This is a genomic window from Rhizobium sp. AB2/73, assembly GCF_020871915.1.
In the GTDB taxonomy this organism is placed as follows: Bacteria; Pseudomonadota; Alphaproteobacteria; order Rhizobiales; family Rhizobiaceae; genus Rhizobium; species Rhizobium dioscoreae.
Window position 1 is genome coordinate 397,993 of record NZ_CP067073.1, and the last position, 21,225, is coordinate 419,217.

Annotated in this window: 21 protein-coding genes and 1 pseudogene; 9 read left to right on the forward strand and 13 right to left on the reverse strand. The window is 58.3% G+C overall.

Annotated elements, in window-relative coordinates; all coding sequences use genetic code 11:
• Positions 1 to 145 precede the first annotated feature (145 nt).
• Positions 146 to 1,192 (forward strand): helix-turn-helix domain-containing protein, encoded by a 1,047-nt coding sequence (locus I8E17_RS27870; RefSeq protein WP_229002280.1) that lies wholly within the window; start codon positions 146 to 148, stop codon positions 1,190 to 1,192.
• A gap of 73 nt (positions 1,193 to 1,265) precedes the next feature.
• Here I8E17_RS27870 and I8E17_RS27875 read toward each other — a convergent pair whose 3' ends face one another.
• Positions 1,266 to 3,155, reverse strand: a complete 1,890-nt coding sequence (locus I8E17_RS27875; protein WP_113397542.1) for a DUF4344 domain-containing metallopeptidase — start codon at positions 3,153 to 3,155, stop codon at positions 1,266 to 1,268.
• A gap of 81 nt (positions 3,156 to 3,236) precedes the next feature.
• Positions 3,237 to 4,262 carry a DUF4424 domain-containing protein gene (locus tag I8E17_RS27880; protein ID WP_113366082.1) on the reverse strand — a complete coding sequence of 342 codons (1,026 nt, stop codon included), beginning with the start codon at positions 4,260 to 4,262 and terminating at the stop codon, positions 3,237 to 3,239.
• 660 nt (positions 4,263 to 4,922) lie between these two features.
• On the opposite strand from I8E17_RS27880, the gene I8E17_RS27885 reads away from it, so the two are divergent.
• Positions 4,923 to 6,002 (forward strand): lysozyme inhibitor LprI family protein, encoded by a 1,080-nt coding sequence (locus I8E17_RS27885; protein WP_113366081.1) that lies wholly within the window; start codon positions 4,923 to 4,925, stop codon positions 6,000 to 6,002.
• A 208-nt stretch (positions 6,003 to 6,210) separates the two neighbouring features.
• Here the strand turns inward: I8E17_RS27885 and I8E17_RS27890 are convergent, their stop codons facing one another.
• The 3 genes from I8E17_RS27890 to I8E17_RS27900 form a co-directional block, all read right to left on the reverse strand.
• Complete coding sequence (locus I8E17_RS27890) at positions 6,211 to 6,420, reverse strand: hypothetical protein (protein ID WP_113366080.1); 210 nt, start codon at positions 6,418 to 6,420, stop codon at positions 6,211 to 6,213.
• Positions 6,421 to 6,521: 101 nt separating this feature from the next.
• Entirely contained in the window at positions 6,522 to 7,355 is an 834-nt protein-coding gene (locus I8E17_RS27895) for a lysozyme inhibitor LprI family protein (RefSeq protein ID WP_113366079.1), read from the reverse strand.
• Between the two features lie 166 nt (positions 7,356 to 7,521).
• Positions 7,522 to 8,448: a hypothetical protein gene (locus I8E17_RS27900; RefSeq protein WP_162750869.1), complete on the reverse strand. Its 927-nt coding sequence runs from the start codon at positions 8,446 to 8,448 to the stop codon at positions 7,522 to 7,524.
• A 355-nt stretch (positions 8,449 to 8,803) separates the two neighbouring features.
• On the opposite strand from I8E17_RS27900, the gene I8E17_RS27905 reads away from it, so the two are divergent.
• The 4 genes from I8E17_RS27905 (at position 8,804) to I8E17_RS27920 (ending at position 10,438) form a co-directional block, all read left to right on the forward strand.
• Positions 8,804 to 9,196 carry an Ivy family c-type lysozyme inhibitor gene (locus I8E17_RS27905; RefSeq protein WP_069614345.1) on the forward strand — a complete coding sequence of 131 codons (393 nt, stop codon included), beginning with the start codon at positions 8,804 to 8,806 and terminating at the stop codon, positions 9,194 to 9,196.
• A 189-nt stretch (positions 9,197 to 9,385) separates the two neighbouring features.
• The gene (locus tag I8E17_RS27910; protein WP_113366077.1) at positions 9,386 to 9,664 is read left to right on the forward strand and encodes a hypothetical protein; all 279 of its coding nucleotides are present in this window, start codon (positions 9,386 to 9,388) and stop codon (positions 9,662 to 9,664) included.
• A complete protein-coding gene (locus I8E17_RS27915; protein ID WP_113366076.1) occupies positions 9,655 to 9,906 on the forward strand; it encodes a tetratricopeptide repeat protein in 252 nt (83 codons plus the stop codon). Before I8E17_RS27910 ends, I8E17_RS27915 begins: the two co-directional genes overlap by 10 nt.
• 121 nt (positions 9,907 to 10,027) lie before the next feature.
• Entirely contained in the window at positions 10,028 to 10,438 is a 411-nt protein-coding gene (locus I8E17_RS27920) for a hypothetical protein (RefSeq protein WP_113366075.1), read from the forward strand.
• A 161-nt stretch (positions 10,439 to 10,599) separates the two neighbouring features.
• Here I8E17_RS27920 and I8E17_RS27925 read toward each other — a convergent pair whose 3' ends face one another.
• The 4 genes from I8E17_RS27925 to I8E17_RS27940 are packed head-to-tail and all read right to left on the reverse strand — an operon-like array spanning position 10,600 to position 17,056.
• Entirely contained in the window at positions 10,600 to 11,841 is a 1,242-nt protein-coding gene (locus tag I8E17_RS27925) for an alpha/beta hydrolase (protein WP_229002259.1), read from the reverse strand.
• Complete coding sequence (locus I8E17_RS27930) at positions 11,841 to 14,900, reverse strand: efflux RND transporter permease subunit (RefSeq protein WP_113366074.1); 3,060 nt, start codon at positions 14,898 to 14,900, stop codon at positions 11,841 to 11,843. Before I8E17_RS27930 ends, I8E17_RS27925 begins: the two co-directional genes overlap by 1 nt.
• 12 nt (positions 14,901 to 14,912) lie before the next feature.
• Positions 14,913 to 15,983 (reverse strand): efflux RND transporter periplasmic adaptor subunit, encoded by a 1,071-nt coding sequence (locus I8E17_RS27935; protein WP_113366073.1) that lies wholly within the window; start codon positions 15,981 to 15,983, stop codon positions 14,913 to 14,915.
• Positions 15,980 to 17,056 carry an efflux RND transporter periplasmic adaptor subunit gene (locus tag I8E17_RS27940; protein ID WP_113366182.1) on the reverse strand — a complete coding sequence of 359 codons (1,077 nt, stop codon included), beginning with the start codon at positions 17,054 to 17,056 and terminating at the stop codon, positions 15,980 to 15,982. The genes I8E17_RS27935 and I8E17_RS27940 overlap by 4 nt, the downstream gene beginning before the upstream one ends.
• A gap of 106 nt (positions 17,057 to 17,162) precedes the next feature.
• Here I8E17_RS27940 and I8E17_RS27945 point away from each other — a divergent pair, with 106 nt between their 5' ends.
• The 3 genes and pseudogenes from I8E17_RS27945 to I8E17_RS27955 all read left to right on the forward strand — a co-directional run.
• Positions 17,163 to 17,786 carry a TetR/AcrR family transcriptional regulator gene (locus I8E17_RS27945; protein WP_113366072.1) on the forward strand — a complete coding sequence of 208 codons (624 nt, stop codon included), beginning with the start codon at positions 17,163 to 17,165 and terminating at the stop codon, positions 17,784 to 17,786.
• 192 nt (positions 17,787 to 17,978) lie between these two features.
• Positions 17,979 to 18,596 (forward strand): methyltransferase, encoded by a 618-nt coding sequence (locus tag I8E17_RS27950; RefSeq protein ID WP_162750868.1) that lies wholly within the window; start codon positions 17,979 to 17,981, stop codon positions 18,594 to 18,596.
• Between the two features lie 67 nt (positions 18,597 to 18,663).
• A pseudogene (locus I8E17_RS27955) lies at positions 18,664 to 18,870 on the forward strand (hypothetical protein); the annotation flags it as partial.
• Here I8E17_RS27955 and I8E17_RS27960 read toward each other — a convergent pair.
• From I8E17_RS27960 to I8E17_RS27975, 4 genes are all read right to left on the reverse strand, one after another.
• Positions 18,770 to 19,336, reverse strand: a complete 567-nt coding sequence (locus I8E17_RS27960) for an invasion associated locus B family protein (protein ID WP_083258267.1) — start codon at positions 19,334 to 19,336, stop codon at positions 18,770 to 18,772. The pseudogene I8E17_RS27955 and the gene I8E17_RS27960 overlap by 101 nt on opposite strands.
• Before the next feature lie 134 nt (positions 19,337 to 19,470).
• Positions 19,471 to 19,944: a DUF4189 domain-containing protein gene (locus tag I8E17_RS27965; protein ID WP_113366069.1), complete on the reverse strand. Its 474-nt coding sequence runs from the start codon at positions 19,942 to 19,944 to the stop codon at positions 19,471 to 19,473.
• 2 nt (positions 19,945 to 19,946) lie between these two features.
• Positions 19,947 to 20,636 (reverse strand): hypothetical protein, encoded by a 690-nt coding sequence (locus I8E17_RS27970; protein WP_113366068.1) that lies wholly within the window; start codon positions 20,634 to 20,636, stop codon positions 19,947 to 19,949.
• Positions 20,637 to 20,649: 13 nt separating this feature from the next.
• Positions 20,650 to 21,225: an invasion associated locus B family protein gene (locus I8E17_RS27975; protein ID WP_113366067.1), complete on the reverse strand. Its 576-nt coding sequence runs from the start codon at positions 21,223 to 21,225 to the stop codon at positions 20,650 to 20,652.

A 21,225-nucleotide genomic window follows, 5' to 3' on the forward strand; every position in this document is an offset into this window, starting at 1 on the left:
CGCATTTCCCTGCCGTGAGGGTGCCGAAGGAGATATTGTCCGAGCACGCAAAACGTTTGATCGCGCACCTATTGCCGCATTCTCAGGTTGCTCTACCTATCGCTCAAAGGCCATAGGCCTGAAGTAGACAGTTCCCGTGGCCCAGATGCATTCGACCTTCATGTTCAATTTCTCAACGCTCGACTTTCCCGAAAAAGATCGGGTTCATGCTTGGGTCAGTGACAACCACTGCGATTGCAGATTGCGTGACGATGCTCCCACTACGTTCGACGCTGAAGCAAGCGGCGCGGCGCTCGGTCCTCTTATCCTATCCGCCGGGCGGTGGCTCAATCAGGTCCTACTTTCTCCCTATGAGATCAATCGAACAGAACGACATATACGGAGTGACGGCCAGGATTTCTTCCGTTTCACCTTGATGGTGAGCGGCCAATTCCTGTGCCGATGGAACACGGATCAACCCCTAAAATCGGCTGGGGATCTTTTCGTTCTTGATGCTGCTCAAGTGAACCAAGGCATGATTGCGGCCGGTGAAGTGATCTCTTTGGTGGTGCCGAGAGATCTCCTGCCGAGCCGCACCCAGCTTCTGCATGGGCTGACTCTTGCAGGCGGTGTCGGCCGTCTCCTTGGAGACCATCTCCTTTCATTGTCGCGAAACCTTGAAAGCCTGGGTGAACACGAAATTCCCTATGTCGTTCAATCAACCTTGCAGCTTCTGACTGCCGCGGTTTCGCTGACGCCGGATGCAGTCGTTGAAGCGGCCAGCCCGATAAGAGACGCGCTCTTCAATCGAATCCTGCGCTACGTCGATGCACATTTGCTGGAAGCCAATCTTACGCCCGACCGCATTTGCCGGAACGTCGGCGTGTCACGCGCAAAACTCTATCAGCTATTTGAAGGCAGCGGCGGCGTCATGCGGCAAATACAGCGCAGGAGATTGCACCGCGCCTACCAGATGCTGGCAGATCCAAATCGGCCGCAGCCTCACATCGCCGAGATCGCCTGGCGGCACGGTTTCTCCAACGAGAAATACTTCTACCGCCTTTTCAAAGCCGAATTCGGCCATACTCCTGGCGACACCTTGAAAAATATCCGCGACGGCTCCTCGCTGAAACACGCCGCTTCTCATCGCCGTCGAGAGCGTGATAATCGACCTTCCGGCTGGACCTTGCCCTTCGGCGTACCCGGCAATTGAAAATATCTGCCAGGCCATAGCCGACACCTGTCCGTCACTCCCTCGCGTGCGGTGGCGCCGATGCCAGCGATACTTATTTGCCGAACGGATTGGCCTTTCCGTCCCATTCGAGCGGATTGCCGCCTGTCGGCTGCTGTGAGGCGGCCGCATTCTGCTGGGTGCCACTGCTGTCGTCCGACTTAGGCTGAAATCTCGGTGAGAAATGCGGGAGCAGCAACCGCGCCCAGGATCGATTGATCTTGGAAGCTTCGTCTGGGCAGCGGGCAGCCCGTTCTTTCGGCAGCATGCCATTGTCGACGATGGGGCTGTTGTTTGCCGGGTCAAGGCCATAGACCATGCAAAGCAGATTGAAGTAGCGCTGTGCGTCGAGCGAATGCTCGTCTGCAAATGAGGCTGTATCCGGCGTGCCCGACGACTGGCTGTTGACCTTGAACCAAACGGATGCGAGCTGGAGAACGCGCGCAATATCGTTCTTGGTTTCATTGTCGTCGACATGCGAAAGCAACAGGACCGCCGCGAGCTGATCGACGGAATCCTCTTCGCGGCCGACGGCAGGAAGATCCAGCAGATCAATCAATGCGTGGCCGGATTCGTGCAGCAGGATAAAGCGGAGATTGTCCTTGACGAACTCAATCGTCAACGCCTCCGGGTCCGATGCGCCTTTCGAGAGCGCCTTGCCCATCTGCAGGAGGCTGTCGATCATCTCATAGCAAAGAAAAACCGCGCCGTTCTTCTTGTTGTAGAACGCATTGATCGTATCGCATTGCCGCGTGACGTAGTGCAGCGGACGCGGCGTCACGAACAGTCCGTCGAGACCGTCGATTTCGGGAATGTTCAAAAAGAGGTGGGTATCGACGGCCCATTTGTAAGCGTAATTCAGCTTCGGATCTTCCGGCGGAAAATAGTGATAGACGAAACGCAATCCCTTGCCGTCCGAAGTCACCAACGAGCCGTCCGAAGGTGGTGGCAGCGCGCCCTCCTTCTGTTCCGTAAGCCCGTCATCGCCGCCAGCCTGCGCTGTCTGGCCGTCGGCCGAACCATTGCTCTGCTCCGATTGCGCCTCACCGTCGGTCGAACTGTTTGTCGAGCCATTGCCATTTGACGCAGACCCGCGGCTGCCGGCGCTTGCGAGATCCGCAAGTTTCGTCAGTGTCGGGTAGCTCGGATCGCCGTCGGCCGGATTTTCTCCGAACGGATAAAAGCCGTTCGAGATCAACACGGAGATGTTTTCGACGATCTTGCTGTTCTTGTCGGCGTTCCAGCTGAGATCATAGCCGCGGATCTCATTGCTTCTCTGTTCGAAGCGCGAATAAAATTTTCGATCGCCGGTCGTACCCGAGATGATAAACCAGTTTCGACGCTTGAGTTGGTACGTGATCGTGCTGCCCTGCTCGCTGGCAAGGTTTTGGTAGACTGCATCGATATCACCCGGGCCACTATTGGCAAAACGAGCCGTCTTCAGCGCGACGGCGCCGTCCTCCGTCTGCAGGGTCTCACCGCCGAGCTTGTTGCCCTGCCTTTGGGTCAGCAGGCCCGCAGGATAGGAGATCGTCATGCCCGTCAGGGAATTGTCCAGTGCGCGCCATTGCAATTGCTTGCGCAGATCGAGCGCCGTTCTGCCCAGTTCAAGCGCGTCCGGAGCGGAAAGCCTGCCCGTGGCCGGGCGGTTATGATCGCGCTGATAGCTTGCAATCGCGTTGCGGCCACTCGGTCCGAAGGAGCCGTCGGCAAAACCGTTATAGTAGCCGAGCAAAATGAGCCCTTCCTGCGTGAGGCGCCTCTCCCAAATGTTCAGCGCATCCTCGATCGAACCGGTGCTTTCGATATCCGGCCGGGAGACATCCTGGCTTGAAGACTGCGCCAGGGCAGGCTGGATCGATACGGAGAACGGAAAGGCCAGGAGAAAAGCCAAGGCGAGGAAGATTGTCCTGGAGCAGCAAAGCCTCAAGGCAAGATTCATCATGGGCGAGCTCCGGTTCTCTGGATTGATTGTCGTAAGATGGAACGTGTTTGACATGAGGAGGCGCTTGCACATGCCGGAAAATCACTGTCCGGAGACGGTTCGCAGCAGCAATACGTCGATGTCCCGATCAGGCGCATAATTCTTGATATCCATCTCGAATTCCGTCGGGGAGATCTTCTTCACGCCGTTGCCGCAAAAGGAGACCAGCGTTTTGGGATCGCCCTTGTCGACGATCAGCTTGAAATTGCCGATCGGCCCGGCCCAATTGCCGCCCGAAGTGATGACATAGGAAAGATATTGCTCGAACGCCTGAACACCTTTGGCATTATCATCAGATATCCGCTTGTAGAGGGAACGGGCCGCCTTCGTGAAGGTTTCGTCGGTGCAGAACTTCTCGCGGTAGGATTCGAGCTGATCCGCGTCCATGTCCGGCGCGCCGAGCGATAGCGTCGACTGACTGCCGACGACAGGCACATAGGTCTGCTGTACGACAATCTCTTTCCCTTTCGGAAAGGTCTGATTCCGCCAATATTTGGATCGCAGCGTCCAAAGCGGATAGAGAGAGGCTGGCTGTCCGTTATAATCGCCCTCGCCGGTATCGAAGATACCGGCATCCACCAACTCCTTGCGCTGCGCGTTCGTCAGGCGGCCAATCGCCGCCTCGGTGGCCTCTACCGTCGGCACCAGGGATATGTGCAGCGCCTTGAGTTTGTCCGTAATCTCCTCGTCTGGCTGACCATCCGTGACGAGGAAAGCCCGCTGTTCAAGCTGCGAGGCAACAGGCTGCCCATCGACCACGGTTTGAAATTTCATGAAATTGTCGCTCGCCGGGTCGGGAACGACAGTCGTGGAGTTGGAGCCTCCGCCTGGAAATGCGGGCATCGGAAAGGCGATGGTGGTGGTATAGTCGGCGTTCGTCAGATTGCGGAAGCGGTAGGAAATGCGAATGCCGGCGGCGGAAAGGTAGAGATCCTCGGAGAGGAGCGCGATCTTGTCGGTTTTCTGAAGGATCAAGCCACCGGTCCCCAGCGTGGCCGAGCTGTCGTCCGCGAGGGCATGGGTGGAAAAAAGTATCAAGGCACCAAGGGCAAGGGGAATAAAACGCATTGCTAGATCTTTCAGAAGAAGGTTCCGCTAAGCCGGTTCTTGGGGGCCGCCGGAGCGTCAGGATTTATTCTTGCGATCGGCGACGCCAGACGGATACTGATGACAGATATCGCAGCTATGAGCCGCGGTTTCCGGAGGTGTGCATTCCTCATCGGTTCGAGCATCGAATCCAACGTCCAATAACGGTTTCAATCATCACACGCCGGATATCTCCAGGCCTTTTCTCAAGAGCCGTTGCCTGCCGGATCACCTCGGCCCGGTCGGCAATTACCAGAACGCCTGCTTTGCACCGATATCCCTGCGTCCGTTATAAGTGTACATCCGTCTATATTTTCAAATCCACATCCACGCGGCTGGCCGGCAACTCCCGCGTGTCGTAAGGGTGCCGAAGCGAATTGCTGAGCGGAACTTTATATCCAGCTCTTTCGATCCGCTCGTGCAGACGATCCGCTGATAACAATTCTGGCAGATTGAAAGCGCGATGAAACGCGTTGAGGCCCGAAGATCGTATTCATCCGCGGGCGAACGAGGGAGCCTGTCACTCTTCATGAATATGGATGAACAGCATTTTAGGTGGGGAGAAACATCGCTCCGCAAGCACAACAAATCGCGGCGAGGTCTAGCCCCATCAACGTTCTATCTCGTTGAAAGGATACCAGCATGAACATCTGGCGTGGCGCCTCTTTTCATCTCCTATTGTCTACTCTGGTGTTGTTCAGTCCGACGCTTGTTGCCGCGGCCGAGCAAAGGACGGATTGCTATGGCTTTGAGGCAATGGACGACAATCCGCTCACAGCTCAGCTTTATGAGATCAAGCCGGGAGACAGAGTAGAGTTTCAGTGTCCTGAAAAATCCGTGTTCTGCAAGAAAGGCGCATTTCTCCTACCGGGAGATCAGGTGGTTGTGAGCAGGGTCGATGGCAATCGTGCCTGCGCCGAATATCTGAGCCCCGCAAAACAGTCCTATGATGACAAAACCGCGGGATGGTTGCCATTGGCGCGGCTCGCCCAGGTATCGCCTGCGCCAAATTGGCTCGGGCGGTGGGGAGATAGCGATACAACAATCGTTGCCAAAGCTCAGGGCGACAAGATCCGCGTCGACGCTACGGCGAAGCTACAATTCGGCAACGGTGAACAGGGAGGCACGTTTGCAGCTCTGATCGATGGCAGGCAGTCCCAAGCTGCGTTTGGCTATGAGCCGGGCGTTGATGGCCGGCCGGAGAAACTTCTTCCCTATCAGGATAAGAATGTCCCAGGCCTCTGCCAGGTCAGGATGACCCAACTGGGACGCTATCTTGTCGTCGGCGACAATCATATGTGCGGAGGCATCAACGTAAGTTTTTCTCGGGTCTATCACCGGACCGACGAGAAGGCACCCGCCGAAAAAGCCGGAACGCCAAAATCAACCACTGTGCAGAAGCAGGTCGACGCAGCGCGCCCCTCTTATAAGGCCTGCCTCGACAAATCCGGAGGCGTTACCGTCGCCATGCGCGAATGCGCAGGCGCGGAACTTGAATATCAAGACGATCGCCTCAATCGAGCCTATCGCACCCTGCGGGCGAAGCTGAAGCAGCCCAGTGCCATGCAGCTGCGTGACGAACAACGGGGCTGGATTGCCGAACGCGACCAACAATGTGCCGTGGACAAAGACGGCGGTACGGCCGCTTTGATCGCTGCGGACGATTGTTTGGTGCAAACGACATCCAAGCGGGCCACCGAGCTGGAAGGCCGGCTTCCCTGATAGCCAAGCTCAAAATTATTCCTGGACGCTAGCCCTTTAGGGGGCTGGCTCCAGCGCCGGAAGGTAGTGGCCGCGTTGAACCGTCCCTCTAAGGCCGCACCTTGACAACTTAAGGAATAGCGTTCCCGGAAATGTTGGTGACGATCCGCTGCGTTTGCACGTCCATGGCCCGGTTTTGATAGTCAACCTCCGCCTCATAGACGGCCGTTCACCAGAGTCTTGAGACCCACTTCGTCGAGACCAGGGTTTGATGTGTGCCGCCCTCCCGCATTGCCACAGGTTTCGGCATGGCCAAGGCCGTCTGCTCCCGATGCTTCTCCGTCAGATAGGCCGCGCGTGTGGCGAAGGTCGAAAAGGGGGCCGGCCGCCGGGCACTCGTCGTCTTGGTCACGGGTTTATCTGGTAAAACAATAGCCATTGTTTCTCCTTGTGATCGAGAGGGAGGTGCCATTATGTCGCCTGCTTGAGGTCTGGGCGCGGCATGTTCGTGCCCGCTCTGTCCTTAGCCTCGAGCTGCCTTCATTGTGCCGGCGGATAGGTTGCGCTCGTCAGGCACCGGTCGAACCAGTCTGTATCCGTCGTTTCCAGCGGCCAGATACCTTCCACATCGAGTTTGGCAAGGCCCGTCTTCGGCGGTGGAAAATGCTGATCCGCATCGGGATTCGGCGTCCAGGTTACATCCTTGCCGCCACCGCAAATATCGCCCGATTGATCGCCGCACAGGGCGGTGGGTTTCGCATTGTCACCTTCGATGGTGCTGACGGCGTGATATTCATAGAGGGACCAGCTGGCCCATTCCGTGCTGGCGCTGCAAAGGCGGGCCTTGTTCTGGACATGCATGGCACCGCTGCATTGATAGGAATAGCTCGACCCATCGCTGTCGTTGGGAATGAACTCGCAACTCGTATCGAAGCCGGCAAAGGCGCCCCCGCTGTATTTCGCCAGAAAGCGGCGCTGCGCCTGGGCTTGCATGATCAACCCCTTCTCCGATTGATCACTGAGCTGTGCGGTGCGGTCTGTAATCGCTTGCCGCAGCTTTCCGGTGGGCATGGCCGAACCGTCCAAGCCGGTCTTCAGCCCCTCGTTGCGCGCCGCGATCCAACGACGCTGGCTACTCACCAGCATCGAGCGGATTTCGGGATCTGGCGCCGATTTGAGGAGCGCGGCATAGGCTTGCCCCATGGCGGCGTCGGCCGCCTTGAGGCTTGCGTTGCCGCAGATCTTCTTATCGATCGGATCGCTCGCCTTGGTGCAGTCGATTGCCCAGGAAGGAGTTGCAGCACTCACTCCCACGATCGCCAGAAGGCCGGCGATCGTCAGCCGAACTCCTGCTATGGATTGATGACGGCACATGGTGGCTTCCGTTCCTTTCCTTCTTCCGCCGGATGATCCGGCTGGGTGATATCGCAATCTCGTCGATCTTTACCGTCATCGAAAGCTCCCCGCATTTCCCCGATGAACGATGAGTTCGTTTCAGACCGGAGACGGAAAGAAGGCCGGGAGCTTCCATGTGCGGTTGTCAATTCGCCTTATGCCATTTGGAGCGCTCGCAGGTGGCTTCATAGTCGGAGACCGTTGGCTTGCCGTCACCAAAACTGGTGAGACTCAATTCCATGTCGCCCTTGTGGTAATAGTAGCTGCAGGACGCGAGATCCGTGCCCGAGCAATCGGTCGCCTCGATGATCCCGCTCTTGCGAATATTGTCGCCGACGAAATCCTGATAGGCGGGGGGTGGACTGCGAAACGGCTCCCACCCTTCGGCAATGATCGCCGCGCGAGCCTCGGCGACGGACTTGCCGTAAATGTTCGGCACAATGGCCTGTCCACCGCAGACGGATTGTTCTTTCGCGAGAGGCTCGAGTTCAATCGCACGGCCGTCAACGAGCCGCACGTCGCCAATAGGCGTTTGAACAAGGTCGCCATCGACAACGCGCAGGCTATCCTTGGCCGCGATGATCCTGCCGATCGATAGCTTGCTGCTCTTATTTGCGTAGATGATGACGAAAAGCCGCGTGCCGCTAAAGAGCGCGATATTGCCTTGACTGATCTCGCAGGCGCCGGCTGTCGAAGGCTCAAATTCGCCGGCAAAGCTCACCGCATCATAGGATCCGAGCTTTGCTTCCCCCGTCACTCCCCAGCCGAGAGCATTGGCCGCCTTTCCGCCCGCGCTCTTCGGAATGACCAGCGCGTCACATTCCTCCCGGGATCGGGCCGAGGCGGGCGCTTTAGGCAATTGCGATAGAAGCGCGATTTCGAGCCCCGGAACTCGTGATCGTATGCTCGGCGCGACCTCCGCGCCCTGGCCCACCGCGATCGGACCGCCACCCAAAAGAAAGGCTAATACGAATAAAGCGCGACCGGCGGAGCGTTGGAGAGTACGCTTGTGAATGATCAAGAGTGCCTCGAAGACGTGGACATCAGCAAGAATATAGGGATGTCTATTCAACGGCTGTGCACCGTTCAAGACGTGCGGACTCGAGTGAGGTCTACTCCCCTCCATCTCGAGTGCACATGCGTCCAGAATTGCGTGTTCGCACCGATTCATCCCCGGCAATCGCTTTCTCCAGAGATAGCTGGACATTGCCGGCCGCGTCGCAAATCTGCCAAAACCGTTTTCTCATTCAGGGTCCGCGCGGTGCAGGATCATCCATAACAAGTGCACTTGCGTTCAGATTTCGGAAATCAGCTGTCATCGGTTACGCTGTCAGGCTATGCGGATACCACGACTGCGACAAAGGTCCCGTTCGAGGCGCCGAGCTTCCCTTTGTGATCCGCCGTCGTGAGAGGACAAACACGGATTCATGCGTAAGCTCCTATTCATTCTTGCGATTGCCGGCACCGCGGGCATCGCCCACGCCAAGGACATCAACTTTTTTGATCTTTTGAAGGACCCGGTTCATGCCCGGTCGTGGAAGGCCATGCTGTCATCCGCCAAGGGAACGCCTGCCTGGGTGCGCGACGAGAACAGGTTCATCGCGGAGCCGGTCAAGACCGTCTCCATCGACTCGGTGGACTACTCGATCAGCATCCTTGCCAAGCAGCATGCGACAAACGACGGCCAGGCAGCAATTCTCTTTAAAGCGGATGGCACGCAGGCATGGGCGGAGGTCCAGGACGAGAAGAGTCCAAAGCTCTATTTGGGAAACCCTTCCGAGGCACAGAAGACCGCGCTGGATAGGGCCCTGGCGGAGTAGTCACGTGCTGCGCGTCGCAATGCAGTTGCCGGTCTTTCTGGAGTGCGACTGGCGGCGACGGTGCGCGCGGATGCAAGCGATATGCAAACAACCGAGCATACAGGGACCCAGCAATCAACGTCCGCCAGCTCTGCGACTGCGCGAAACGACAATACATCCATATGCAAGTCCTTATCGAATTGCCTCACCATGGCCCAGCACGACAGGCAAACAAACGCGGATCGATCGCTTGCCTATAGCAGCGCCGGCTATATCAAGATTGACGCTAACGAACTGGATCTGGCTGAGGAGTATTTCAGCAGGGCACTCGAGCTCGATGCAAAATCGGATCTCGCCGATGCGGGGCGAAGCGATGCCGCGTTTGCGAAAGGGGATTATGAGAAGGCCATCGCCCTCAAGCCTGAGCTGTCAGCCATGCTGCAGCAGACTTTCGAGGTTACCTATGTCGAGCGGGGGGCTTGTATGTAGAAGACGGCAATTACGGTGCGGCGATCGACGCCTATACCCGTGCATTGCAACTGAACCCCTTCAATACGAGGGCGCTCAAAGATCAATCAAACTCGACCTATTTCGTGCGAGGCGAGGTTTATCGAAGCAAATCGGACTTCAGGTCCGCATTGGCCGATTTTCAGAAGGCACTCGCATTGACGCCGGCCGACGATCCAGGCCGCACCAATATGCTGTCGGCAATAGAATCGGTGAAAAGATGAACTTAATCGCCAGCTTCGCCACGAATCGAGCCGCCGCACGGCACATGAGGTCGGCCACCGCGATTGTCCTACCCCTCCCCATGGATCTATCGCCGTATCATCAACAGAGGACGTTTTCGTTTTGTATAAGACAGCTTTCTACGCTTTTGCGTTCGCCACTGTTTCTCTCGGCTCCGCCGCTGCCAGCCCATGCTCGCAACACTATCAAAGCACCGGCGTTCCGCTTGTAACCGGCGTGACCTATAAGACCTGGATGGAATTCCCGTCAATCAGCCCAGCCGTCGCCTTTGATAAGGTTTCGCGGGCGGTCCTGGCCGAAGGTTTTGTGGATGTGAATGTCGAGAAGCAACTCGGCACACTGACCGCGCAGCAGGAAACGACCGGTTCGGGTCGGCCTCAGACCCTGCGCGTCGTCGTCAGAAAGAGCGGCAAGGGCAGCCGGGTTGACGCGCTTTTCATGGTGCCGCAGGGCCAAGTCGCCCCTAACATGAGCGACAATCTCTGCCGTGTCGTCAATTCTGTAAGCGATTAAGCCTCTCGCGCTCCCGCCGAGCATGCGAGTGTTTAATCTCACGTTTCTGCTGCTATTGGAGTTTGATTGCTGCTTGGGCCGGCCGCGACATGCGGCCGCGCCCTTCAATATCGGCAGGTTCGACTTGATCCACTCGTGAACAACGGCTTCACGACCGTAGCTCAGTAGGAAATACGCCCATCGACGATGGGCGAGGAGCCAGATGAAAGCTGCTGCTTCAACACCTGCCTCGCATCATCGCTGACAATAGACATGGGAGCGGCGACCACAACTCTCGCTGCGGAGCCCGCCAGGTCTGCGGTTCGCACCGCCGCCATGCCGACCCGATCCGCAAGCGAGGTTTGCCCGGTGTCCAACGACTGTCCTGCCAGCCGCCGTCCAAGAAATTGGACCATATCGCGATTGTCCGCAAACGTATTGTGGCCCAGCGCATCGTCGGGTTTAACGGAACTCGTATCGACCACCGTGATACCGAGCTTGGCCAAATCGGCTGCATAAGGTGTCGAATCGAAGCCGCCGACACGGTTGACGCCGCCGGAGAGCCATCGCGAGACCTGGAGAGCCTTGTCCCTTGTCGATGAAAAGATCGTGAAATGCGGATGCTGCGGCCCCATTTCGATCATCTGCCGACGAAAGACGTCGATATCGATGTCGGGCGATGCCAGGATGACATTCTTTACCTTCGACGGAATTGTCTTGTTGCGCATCGCGACGCCGCGCAGCGCCTCGGCGGTCAGCCAGGATCCCATGGAATGGGCAAGAATTGTCACCTCCCCGACGTCAGGGCTTCTGGCAGATTGCAGGATCAGATCCTCCAATGCCCGGCGAGAGAAATTCGTGCTCTCCTTGTCGTAGAGATAGTCGAAGACATTGCCGCGCGAGGGCCAGGTGAAGAGGATCGGCGCTGCGTCGGTTCCCGAATCATGAATGATCTGCGCGAAGCGAAAGACCGCGTCGGAATAGGTATTGTTGAAGCCGTGCACGAAAATGACGACCTGGCGCTTGGCATTGCGGTTCTTGCTGAACCACTCGAAAATATTGCGCTCGGACGCCACCCTTCGGACCTTGAGGACAGCGAACTCCTTTTCGGGATTGGCCGGCACATGCGATGGCCATTGCACTTCGCCGATCTTGCGATTTCGATCGGGAGGAATGGAAACGACGATATCGTTGAGAGAAATCGCCGTTCCACGTTCGCCGGAGTAAAGCTCGCCTGGTTTGTCGGTCGGCCGGCGTGTCGTCGCCACCATCATGTCCACGGTGCTGGTGCCCGGTCCCGCCGTTGCGACCGGCTGGAGAACATTCTCCAGCCGCCCCGCGCATCCGGCCAATACCGATAGGGTCATCAGGACAGAAAGACACGACCGCCTAGGAGCACAGGTCGCCTTTCGAACGCCAGACATCAGATCACCTCGTGCCGGGCGCCATCACGGGGAATGCGAAACCAGGCGACGTACAAGGCGGGAAGGAAAAGCAACGTCAAAGCCGTGCCGACGACGATGCCGCCCATCATCGCATAGGCCATCGGACCCCAGAATATCTCCCTGGAGATCGGGATTAGCGCAAGCGTTGCCGCAGCGGCCGTCAGCATGATGGGCCGCATTCGATGCTCCGTCGCCTCGATAACGGCTTGCCAGGCCGGCACGCCCTCGCTTCGAAGATGCTCGATCTGCACGACGAGGATCACCGAGTTGCGGATCAGGATCCCTATGAGAGCAAGCACGCCAAGGATTGCGACGAACCCCATCGGCGCGTTGCTGAAGAGAAGTGCGATAACGACACCGATAAGTGCTGTGGGAGCGACAGCGAACACCAGAAAGAGCCTGCTGAAACTTTGCAGCTGGATCATCAGGATCGTCGCCATGATGAAGAGCATCAGCGGCGCTACCGCCACGATCGGCCCTTGCGCTTTGGCGCTTTCCTCGACTGAGCCGCCATCCACGATATGGTAGCCGCTTGGAAGCGTCTTGCGGAATTCGTCGACTTTCGGCTGCAGTTCGTTGACGATCGTCGCCGGCTGCGTCGATCCGACCACTGCGGCCTTGATGGTGATGGTCGGTATGCGCGTCCGCCGCCAGATCGTCGGCTGCTCCAGCTCGTAATGGAAATTCGCAACCGCCGAGAGGGGCACGGATTTGCCGTTCGAGCCGGCCAGTAGAAGGTTCTGCAGCGTCTCGATCGAGCCGCGCTCGGCCGTCTGTGCTCTGCCGATCACATCGATCAGATAGATGTCGTCACGAATATTCGTTGCGGCCGTTCCCTCGACGATGCCGTTGAGAGCCGTTGCGATATCTTGGGACGAGACGCCCAATTGCCGCGCCTTGTCCTGCAGAACGTCGACCTTGACGACACGCGAAGGTTCGTTCCAGTCGAAGGTCATGTTGGACAGCAGGGGATGCTGGCCGACGATGCCCGCAAATTGCTGGGCGATGTCCCGAACCTTCTGGATATCGGGTCCGCTGATTCGATACTGTACCGGCTTGCCGACTGGAGGGCCGATGTCGAGCAGCTTCACGAATGCATCGGTTCCGGGGAAGGTCTTGGTCAGGTAATCCTGCAGTTCGGCTTTGACCTTGTCGCGAACGTCAAGACTTTTGGTGACGATCACGGTCTGGCCGAACGAGACGTCGGGTGTTTGCACATCGAAGGACAGGATGAAGCGAGGAGCGCCTTGCCCGACATAGCTCGTCCAATGATCGATATCCTTGTTGTTCGCCAGCATCTCGCGTTCGAACCTGGCCATCTGCTTGTTCGTCTCGGAAATCGAGCTGTTCTGCGGCAGGTTCCAGTCGACGATCAGTTCAGGTCTGTCGGAGGAAGGGAAGAACTGTTGCTGCACCAGGCTCATCCCGCCGATAGAGAGGGCAAACGCGGCCACGGTCGCGCCGATGGTTATCCAGCGCCAACGCAGGGCAAGGCCCAGGAGCCAGGCAAAGACGCCCGCAAAGCGGCCTTTCTGCTCATGGTGGGATTTCATGGTCTTCGGAAGGATCGTCACGCCCAGAAGCGGCGTGAACAACACCGCGACGACCCATGAAACCAGGAGCGAAACGGCGATGACCACGAAGAGAGTGAAGGTGAATTCGCCGGCAGCACTGGTGTTGAGGCCGACGGGGATGAAGCCCGCCACCGTCACAAGCGTGCCCGTCAACATCGGGAAGGCCGTCGAGGTGTAGACGTAGGTCGCCGCCTTTCTGAGGTCGTCGCCCACTTCCAGTCGGGCTACCATCATCTCGACGGCGATCATGGCATCGTCAACAAGAAGGCCGAGGGCGATGATCAGCGCTCCAAGCGAAATACGCTGCATGGAAATGCCGGTATAGGCCATAACGAGAAAGGTAATCGCCAGCACGAGCGGAATGGAAATGGCGACCACGAGTCCCGCCCGGACGCCAAGGCTGATGAAGCTGATCGCAAGCACGATGACGATCGCCTCGAACAGCGCGCGAGTGAAGCCCGATACGGCCTCGTCGACAACGGCGGGCTGATCGGATACGCGTTGAACGTCGACGCCGATGGGAAGATCGGCCGTGACCTGCTCGATTTCCTTGTCGAGTGCCTTGCCGAACTCAAGCAGATTTGCCCCGGTCTTCATGCCGATGGCAAGCCCGATGGCCGGCTGCCCGTTAAATCTGAATAGGGACGAAGGAGGATCGACATAGCCGCGTTTGATCGTCGCGACGTCGGTCAGCGGAAAGAAGCGATCGTTGACCCGAAGATTGATCGATCTGAGGCTGTCTTCGGATGTGAACTGGCCGCTGACGCGCAAGGCGATGCGCTCGGGACCGGCATCGACGAAACCGGACTGGGTGACGGCGTTCTGTGCCTGAAGCGTCTCGATGACGGATTGCTGGTTAAGGCCGAGAGCGGCGATCTTTCGCGTGGAAAATTCGAGATAGACGGCCTCGTCCTGCGCACCGATGATATCGACCTTGCCGACATTGGGAACCGTCAGCACCTTCGCGCGCGCATTCTCGACCAGATCCCGAAGCTGCCGCTGCGTCAGCCCGTCGCCGGTGAAGGCATAGATATTGCCATAGACGTCGCCGAAGTTATCGTTGAAAAACGGTCCGACGACGCCGCTTGGAAAATCTCCCTTGATGTCGCCGACCATGTTGCGGACCCGCATCCAGATGGCATTGACATCCTTTGCCTTGGTCGTCGGCAGAAGCTCGACGAAAATGGTCGTCTGGCCGGCAACCGTCTCGCTCTTCGTATAGTCGAGCGAATCCAGCTCCTCCAGCTTCTTTTCTATGCGGTCGGTGACCTGTTTGGTCACCTCCTCGGCCGATGCGCCAGGCCATTGGGCCTGAATGATCATGGTCTTGATGGTGAAGGCGGGATCTTCTTCGCGGCCGAGACCGATATAGGAAAACGCGCCGGCCAGAATGAAGACGATCATGAAGTACCAGACGAGCGAACGATGTTCGAGCGCCCAGTCGGACAGATTGAATTTTTTCACGGGGATCTTTCCTTAGTCTACCCTGACGGCCTGGCCGTCCGTAAGCTTGTGAACTCCGGCAACGACGATGCGTTCGCCGGGGCTGATGCCTTCAGCGATCTTGACCGAACCGCCCTCGACGAGATCGCCCTCGATCTTGATCGGCCGAATGGAGACTTTGCGAGCCGCGGTATCGACCACCCAGACGCTCGGCTTTCCGTCTTTCACCAGCACGGATGAGGACGGCAGCAGGATCATCGGATCCGCGATAACAGTCGCGGTCGCGGTAACGACGGAGCCAAGGCGAAATGCTGCCGGCGGATTGATGAGCGTGATTTTCGTGCGCCGCGTGCGGGTGGTCGCCTCGGCTTCCGGAGCAATCTCTCGGACCACACCGCTCGCGCGGATGGTCGGGTCGAGCTGGAGCGCCACTTCAAAGGGCGAGCCCACCTTGAGACCGTCGAAGCTTGCCACCGGTATGTCGATGATGGCATCGCGCTGGTCGGGACGCGCGACGGTGGCGATGCTCTGGCCGGCCGAGACGACCTGGCCCACTTCGACGGAAGTCGCGGTCACGACGCCATCGAATTCCGCACGAAGCTGCGCATACCCCAGTTGCTCCTCCGCCTTGTCCAGATTGGCCTGCGCCTTGGCAACCGAAGCACTCGCACTCTTGCGCCCAAGCTGCGCTTCTTCATACGCCGCCTCACTTCCCGATCTGCTCTCGAGCAGGGATCGCTGGCGCTCCTCGGTGGATGCGGCATTGACCAACTGCGCTTGGGCGTTCGAAAGCTCGGACTGCGAACTTTTGACGGCAAGTTCGAGCGAGAGCGGATCGATTGCGGCAACGATATCGCCCTTCTTGACGATGTCGCCGACGCTGACCTTGCGCGCGATGACCCGTCCCAGCACCCGAAATGCAAGCTGGGTCTCGATCCTGGCCTCGACCGTTCCCGGCAGGGTCAGCGCCGAAGCCGCTGTGGGCTTGGCGACAACGGAAAGCACGGGACGCGGCGGCTCGTAATGGGCTTCATCCTGTTTTTCGCAAGAAGTCAGCAGCAATGACCCGAGGATCGCCAGGCCAGTCGTGATGCGGATATTCATTTTGCAGCTCCGTTGTCATATGTGACGGCCTGGCCCGATCGCAGGAATTTCGCGCCGTCAGCAACAACGATCTCGCCCGGCGACACTCCCGCCCGCACGGCAAAGCGGCCGGTTTCATAGCTGGAGACTTCGACCTGGCGAAGAGAGACGCTCGACGAGGCGGGATCGACGATCCAGACGGCCGGCTTGCCGCTCTTCGACGCCATCGCCGACCACGGCAGCTCGATTGCGTCCCGCGCCGCGGACCGAAACAGCCCGACCACCGGAGCGCCGAGCTGCATGTCCGGCGCCCCCTCGAGCGCCACCTTGATCCTGATCGTCCCGGTCGACGAGTCAATCGTGGGCGAGATTTCACGGACGGAGGCTTCTATCCTGTGAGACGGCGCCGAAAGGAGGCTGACAGCGACCTTGTTTTCAAGATTGCGGCCCAGATAAAGGGATTCAAAGACGTTGAAGACCGCGTCGCGCGGACCGTCATGCGCAAGGGTAAAGACCAGTTGCGCCGCTTGCGCGACCTGGCCCACCTCGGCGTTTCTGGCGGTGATGACGCCATCGGCATCAGCGCGCAGTTCCGTATAGGAAAGCGCATCCTGGGCGGTGTCGAGTTGCGCTTGCGCCGATTTCACGCTCCCCTGAGCCGTCAGGAGGGTTTCCTGGGCCTGGTCAAGCGCGGCGCGGGTCGTAACCTGCGTCTTGAAGAGGTTCTGCTGCCGGTCGAAGGCGAGCTGAGCCTGTGTCTGCTGGGCAATCGCCGATTGGAGGTTTGCCATGGCGACCCCCAGATCGGCCTTCTGTTCTTCCGCATCCATGCGCGCAAGCACCTGCCCCGCCTTCACCGACGAGCCGACATCGACGAGGCGTTCGACAATGCGCCCACTGACCCTGAAGGAAAGATCGCTCTCGACCCGGGCACTGACTTCGCCGGTGATGCTGTTGTTTTCGACGACCGGCGTCACCTTGGCCACGACGGTCTCCACATTCTTAGGCTTGGCCTCGCTCGCGCTTTGCTCTTCGCATGAGGCAAGCGCGACGGCGCTGACACCGAGCCAGGCGACGACAAGGACAGTTTTCATGAATTTGACCTCTTGCATCCGTTCGGCAGACGAATATTATTGACTGACTAGGAAGTCAATGGAAATTGTCTTGACGCCAAACGACGAATAACGCTCAAGGTGGGATATGCCCGATACGAAAAAGCTGACGCGCGCGGAGCAGAAAGCCCGCCGCCCCGTTCAGATCCTGGATGCTGCGTTTGAGGAATTCGTCGAACGTGGTTACGTCGCGACGCGCGTCGAAGATATAGCCACCAGGATTGGAGTTACGAAGGGAACCATCTACGTCTACTTCGAGACCAAGGAGCAGCTTTTCGAAGCAATGATCCGGCACATTTCGACGCCCCTCGAAGATCTATTGATAAGCGGAAATGAGCTGAAGGGGACCGCTACGGAGCGGCTTCGGAAAAATATCGAGCTGATCTACGATCTCATAATCAATGATCGAAAATTGCGCGAATTGATGAGGTTCGTCATTGCCGAAGGTTCGCGGTTTCCACATATCGTCGACAGGCACCACGACATATTCATCGATCCTCTCGAACGGCAGATGCAGTCCCTTATCGACGAAGGGGTAAAGCTTGGGGAGTTCCGTCAAGCACCAGCGGCATTCTGCGATGCCGTCGTGGCGCCGGCCATTGCCTTTCTATTCTTCAAGCTTCTTTTCGACGAGCGGCGAACTCTGGACAAGGCAAGCTATGTGAACGCGCACATGGATCTCGTCCTGCATGGGCTGCTTGAACGGCGTTGAACGTGCAATGCTCTTTCTGGCCTTGTCGGCCATGGTGCGTCTTGGAACTCAATGCGCCCCTTTCGGCTCTCTGATCTGCTTGGCGGAATCGTTCGTCCGAACAAAAAGCAGACCACTCGTGGGATATATGAGCAGAAAGCTAACCGATGAAACACGGTTCTGGATATGGGATGTGGCGATGGTGAAATAGCCGTGCGTCTATGCAAGGCGGGTTTCAATGTTCTTGGTGTCGATGCATCACCCGAAATGCTGCGTCGAGCATATTTGCGTAAGGATCAATTGTCGGAGCGAGCCCGCAATCGACTTGATTTTGCAGTCGGCACTATCGAAAATTTCAAGCCAAAGCAGACATTCGACGCGGTCTGCTGCCACGGAGTGTTGATGTATTTGGATGACAGCGGCGCTGCCATTCAAACATTAGCAAACCATGTCAGCCCCGGCGGCCTGCTCAGTATTCGAACCAAGAATGCACTCTCCAACGGTTTTCGCGAAGCACTCCGAGGAGACTATAAGTTGGCTCGGCAGTTGATCGAGACCCGCGCGGCGAGCAGCGTCGGCAATCTCGGCATCAGCACGCGTGGCGACGATCCTTCAGTAATTGTTGACTGCATGAAGCAATGTGGTTTCAACGACTGCCAGTGGAGGGGAATCCGCATTTTCTCAGATCACCTCGATGCGGACAGCTTTGACGACAATATGGCTGATGCACTCATTGCGCTGGGGCAGGCAACCTCGCTGCGCGATCCATATAGGCTAATGGCCCGGCTGTTCCACGCGACCGGTCGAAAAAATCAACAGGTTTGCCACTGAGCTGGTCAAGAGCGAAGCGCTGGCGCTATCGTCGTGCCGTTACCTTCCCCGAAAGTCACCGCGCGTCGCCATGCCCGCTTACCGCAACGTGCCGATCGTTGCCGCACAGCTCGGGCGCCATGCCGGCTTGACCGGTGCGGCCACTCGTTGGAACCGTCCGCACCGTGCACTTTCTATCGGCTGGCCAATGCAACAACGCGATCGGCCGCCGCTGAGAAGCCTTGCAGAGACACCTGGAATCCAAGGGCATTGCCGCCATCGGCAACAACCTTGAGATTCAAGCGCGAGCCGGTTCGCAATTTGGCAAGGGTCGGAGCATCGATCGGAAGCAAGGCTATGCAGCCGTTCGGCAGGCAGGTGCGAAAGCGCACCGGCTTGAGGGGCGGCTGATCGTCGATATTCGGGGTGACGCCCGAGTCGAGCACAATACCGAACGGCAGCAGCAGCGTTGCAAGCGCGCTGCCGTCGGGACGCATCTGCATTTCCACGGCGAGCAATCTCTGACCATTCTGCTGGGTTTGATCCTGCGAGAGCGCACAAGACGCAGCCTTGTCGCGCTGATTGCACGCAACATGCCAATCCTGATAGGTCTCCTGCAGACTGGATGCGCCGTTCGGCAGAGCCGATTGGGCAAAGGCCGAAGGTGCGGGCGTCAGAGCAAAGCCCGCGGAGATGAAGGCAAGTACCGCATGGGATATGCGGCTGATGGTCCGAGATGAAATGAATGCGGAATTTGACAAGGGATAAAATCTCTCAGCTTGAAATATGACCTTGCGCAATCGGTTCCGCAAAAGGCCAAGATAACGGGCTAGCGGGCGACTGCCGCCTTTCGACGCGAACTGGCGCGCCCAAAGGCGGTCATGCTCGGGAGCGTTCAGGTACACACCCACTCCCACACGCTGCAGCGGGAGCCGGAACTCTCGCAGGCCTTGAGCGCGAGGTCTTCGGCTTCGCGGCGCGTCGGTGCCGAATTCGCGCCCCACGGCGTGACGCGCTTGCCGCCTTCCTTGCTAATGGCAAGCGCACCGCAATGATTGTATGGGAAGCCGGTCTTATCGTCGTCATCCCAATGGCGATGATTGCGGAAGACGCTGACCACGACGCAGCTCTTGCCCTTATCCCGCTCACAATGCTTGAGGGCGATATCCATGGCTTCCTGGCGCTTGTCGGCGCCCCAGAAGAAGCCGTATTTTTCATCAGGGGCGGAATAGGCGATGGCTGCCCATATGCCGCGTTCATCAGGCGGCGGAGCCGGCGGCTGCTCTGTCGTGAAGAGATCGGCCGCCCACGGATGAGCGGTGGAGACAAGAAGCATGCCCATCGCGGCAATCGCGGATTTCAGTCTCATTTTTAGCTCCCTTGCTTTCCTGCTGCCGAAGCCACGGAAATGACGACGCAGCCGCTTCCTGTCGGCAAAAGCATGGCATCACCACCATCGTTGCCGAGCTGGTAGACACCGACCTGGTCGAGATTGTTGACGAGCTTGCTTCCGTTCGGGAACTTAGCCGAAACTTCCGGGCAAGACATCGTGAACGGTGCGACGCGAACCATTGCTCCTTCGCAGCCGGATGCGACGGGCGCTGCAAAGACGATACCGGCGGCCGGACCGCTATAACCCTGCGTGGCATAGTTCATGCCGACAAGCGCCTGCACGGCATGCTTGTCGGCCGCCTCCTTATTCCACACCGATTGGACATTGTACTGCGTGCCATTGGTCAACAGCTGCCCGAGAACCGGGAAAATCGTCGAGCAGGAGTGCAGCCCGGCCTGCTTGGCGTGCTGCAGAAACGGCGTATCGGGCAGCGCCTGATTGGCGTCGTTCGCGGCCGCAACTGCCGGCTGCGAGAGAAGATTACCCAGAACGTCATACCGGAAGGCGGCATAGCCGCCAGCGGCGACGATTGCGATCGCCAGCACCGAAAGGGCGGCGGTCTTTCGCCAGCTTCGCTTCGGTTCGGCTTGCTCGACAGCCACGTTCTGAATAGCTGCGTCTTTGCTGTTTCGCGACATGATGCGATCGTGAATCGATTGCTGGGTCATTGAAATTCATCCATCACTTTATCGCCTTCACGGCTGTGGAAAGGCCTTTGAGATTTGCGGTCACGCTGATCGTTCTCCCGTCCGCGGTCGGATAGGAAACCGTTGGCGCCGTATTCTTGGAAATCTGCTCGCGCAGCAGGGCCCCGACCGGCAGCATGCCGACGCATACCGTGTTGTTGCAGCCGTTGAACCGGACCTGTATCGGCTCCTTGCGGCCGTCGAATTGCAACAGGATACCGCCGTCGCTTTTGGCAATCGGGGCCGCACGCAAGATCATGTAGGGATCACCCTTTTTCGTCGCGGCGAGCGACCAGCTGAATGCGACCTGCCCCGCCTCGTTCTCGATGATCTGGGTAACGTTGCAGACCCGCTGGCGAATTTTGAGATTTTCGTCGCAGATCAGCGTCCAGTTTTCGAAGGGACGAATGGTCCGCTGATAATCGCCAGGCTTCACTTCCGGAGGAACGACGACCTCGGACGGCTTTATGCGATACGCGGGAGAGGCAGTCTCCTGTCCGGCTGTGATCGAGCCGAACAGGAGCATGCACATCAGGAAAGTCGGGACGCCGAGAAGCGCTCCTTTGACCAT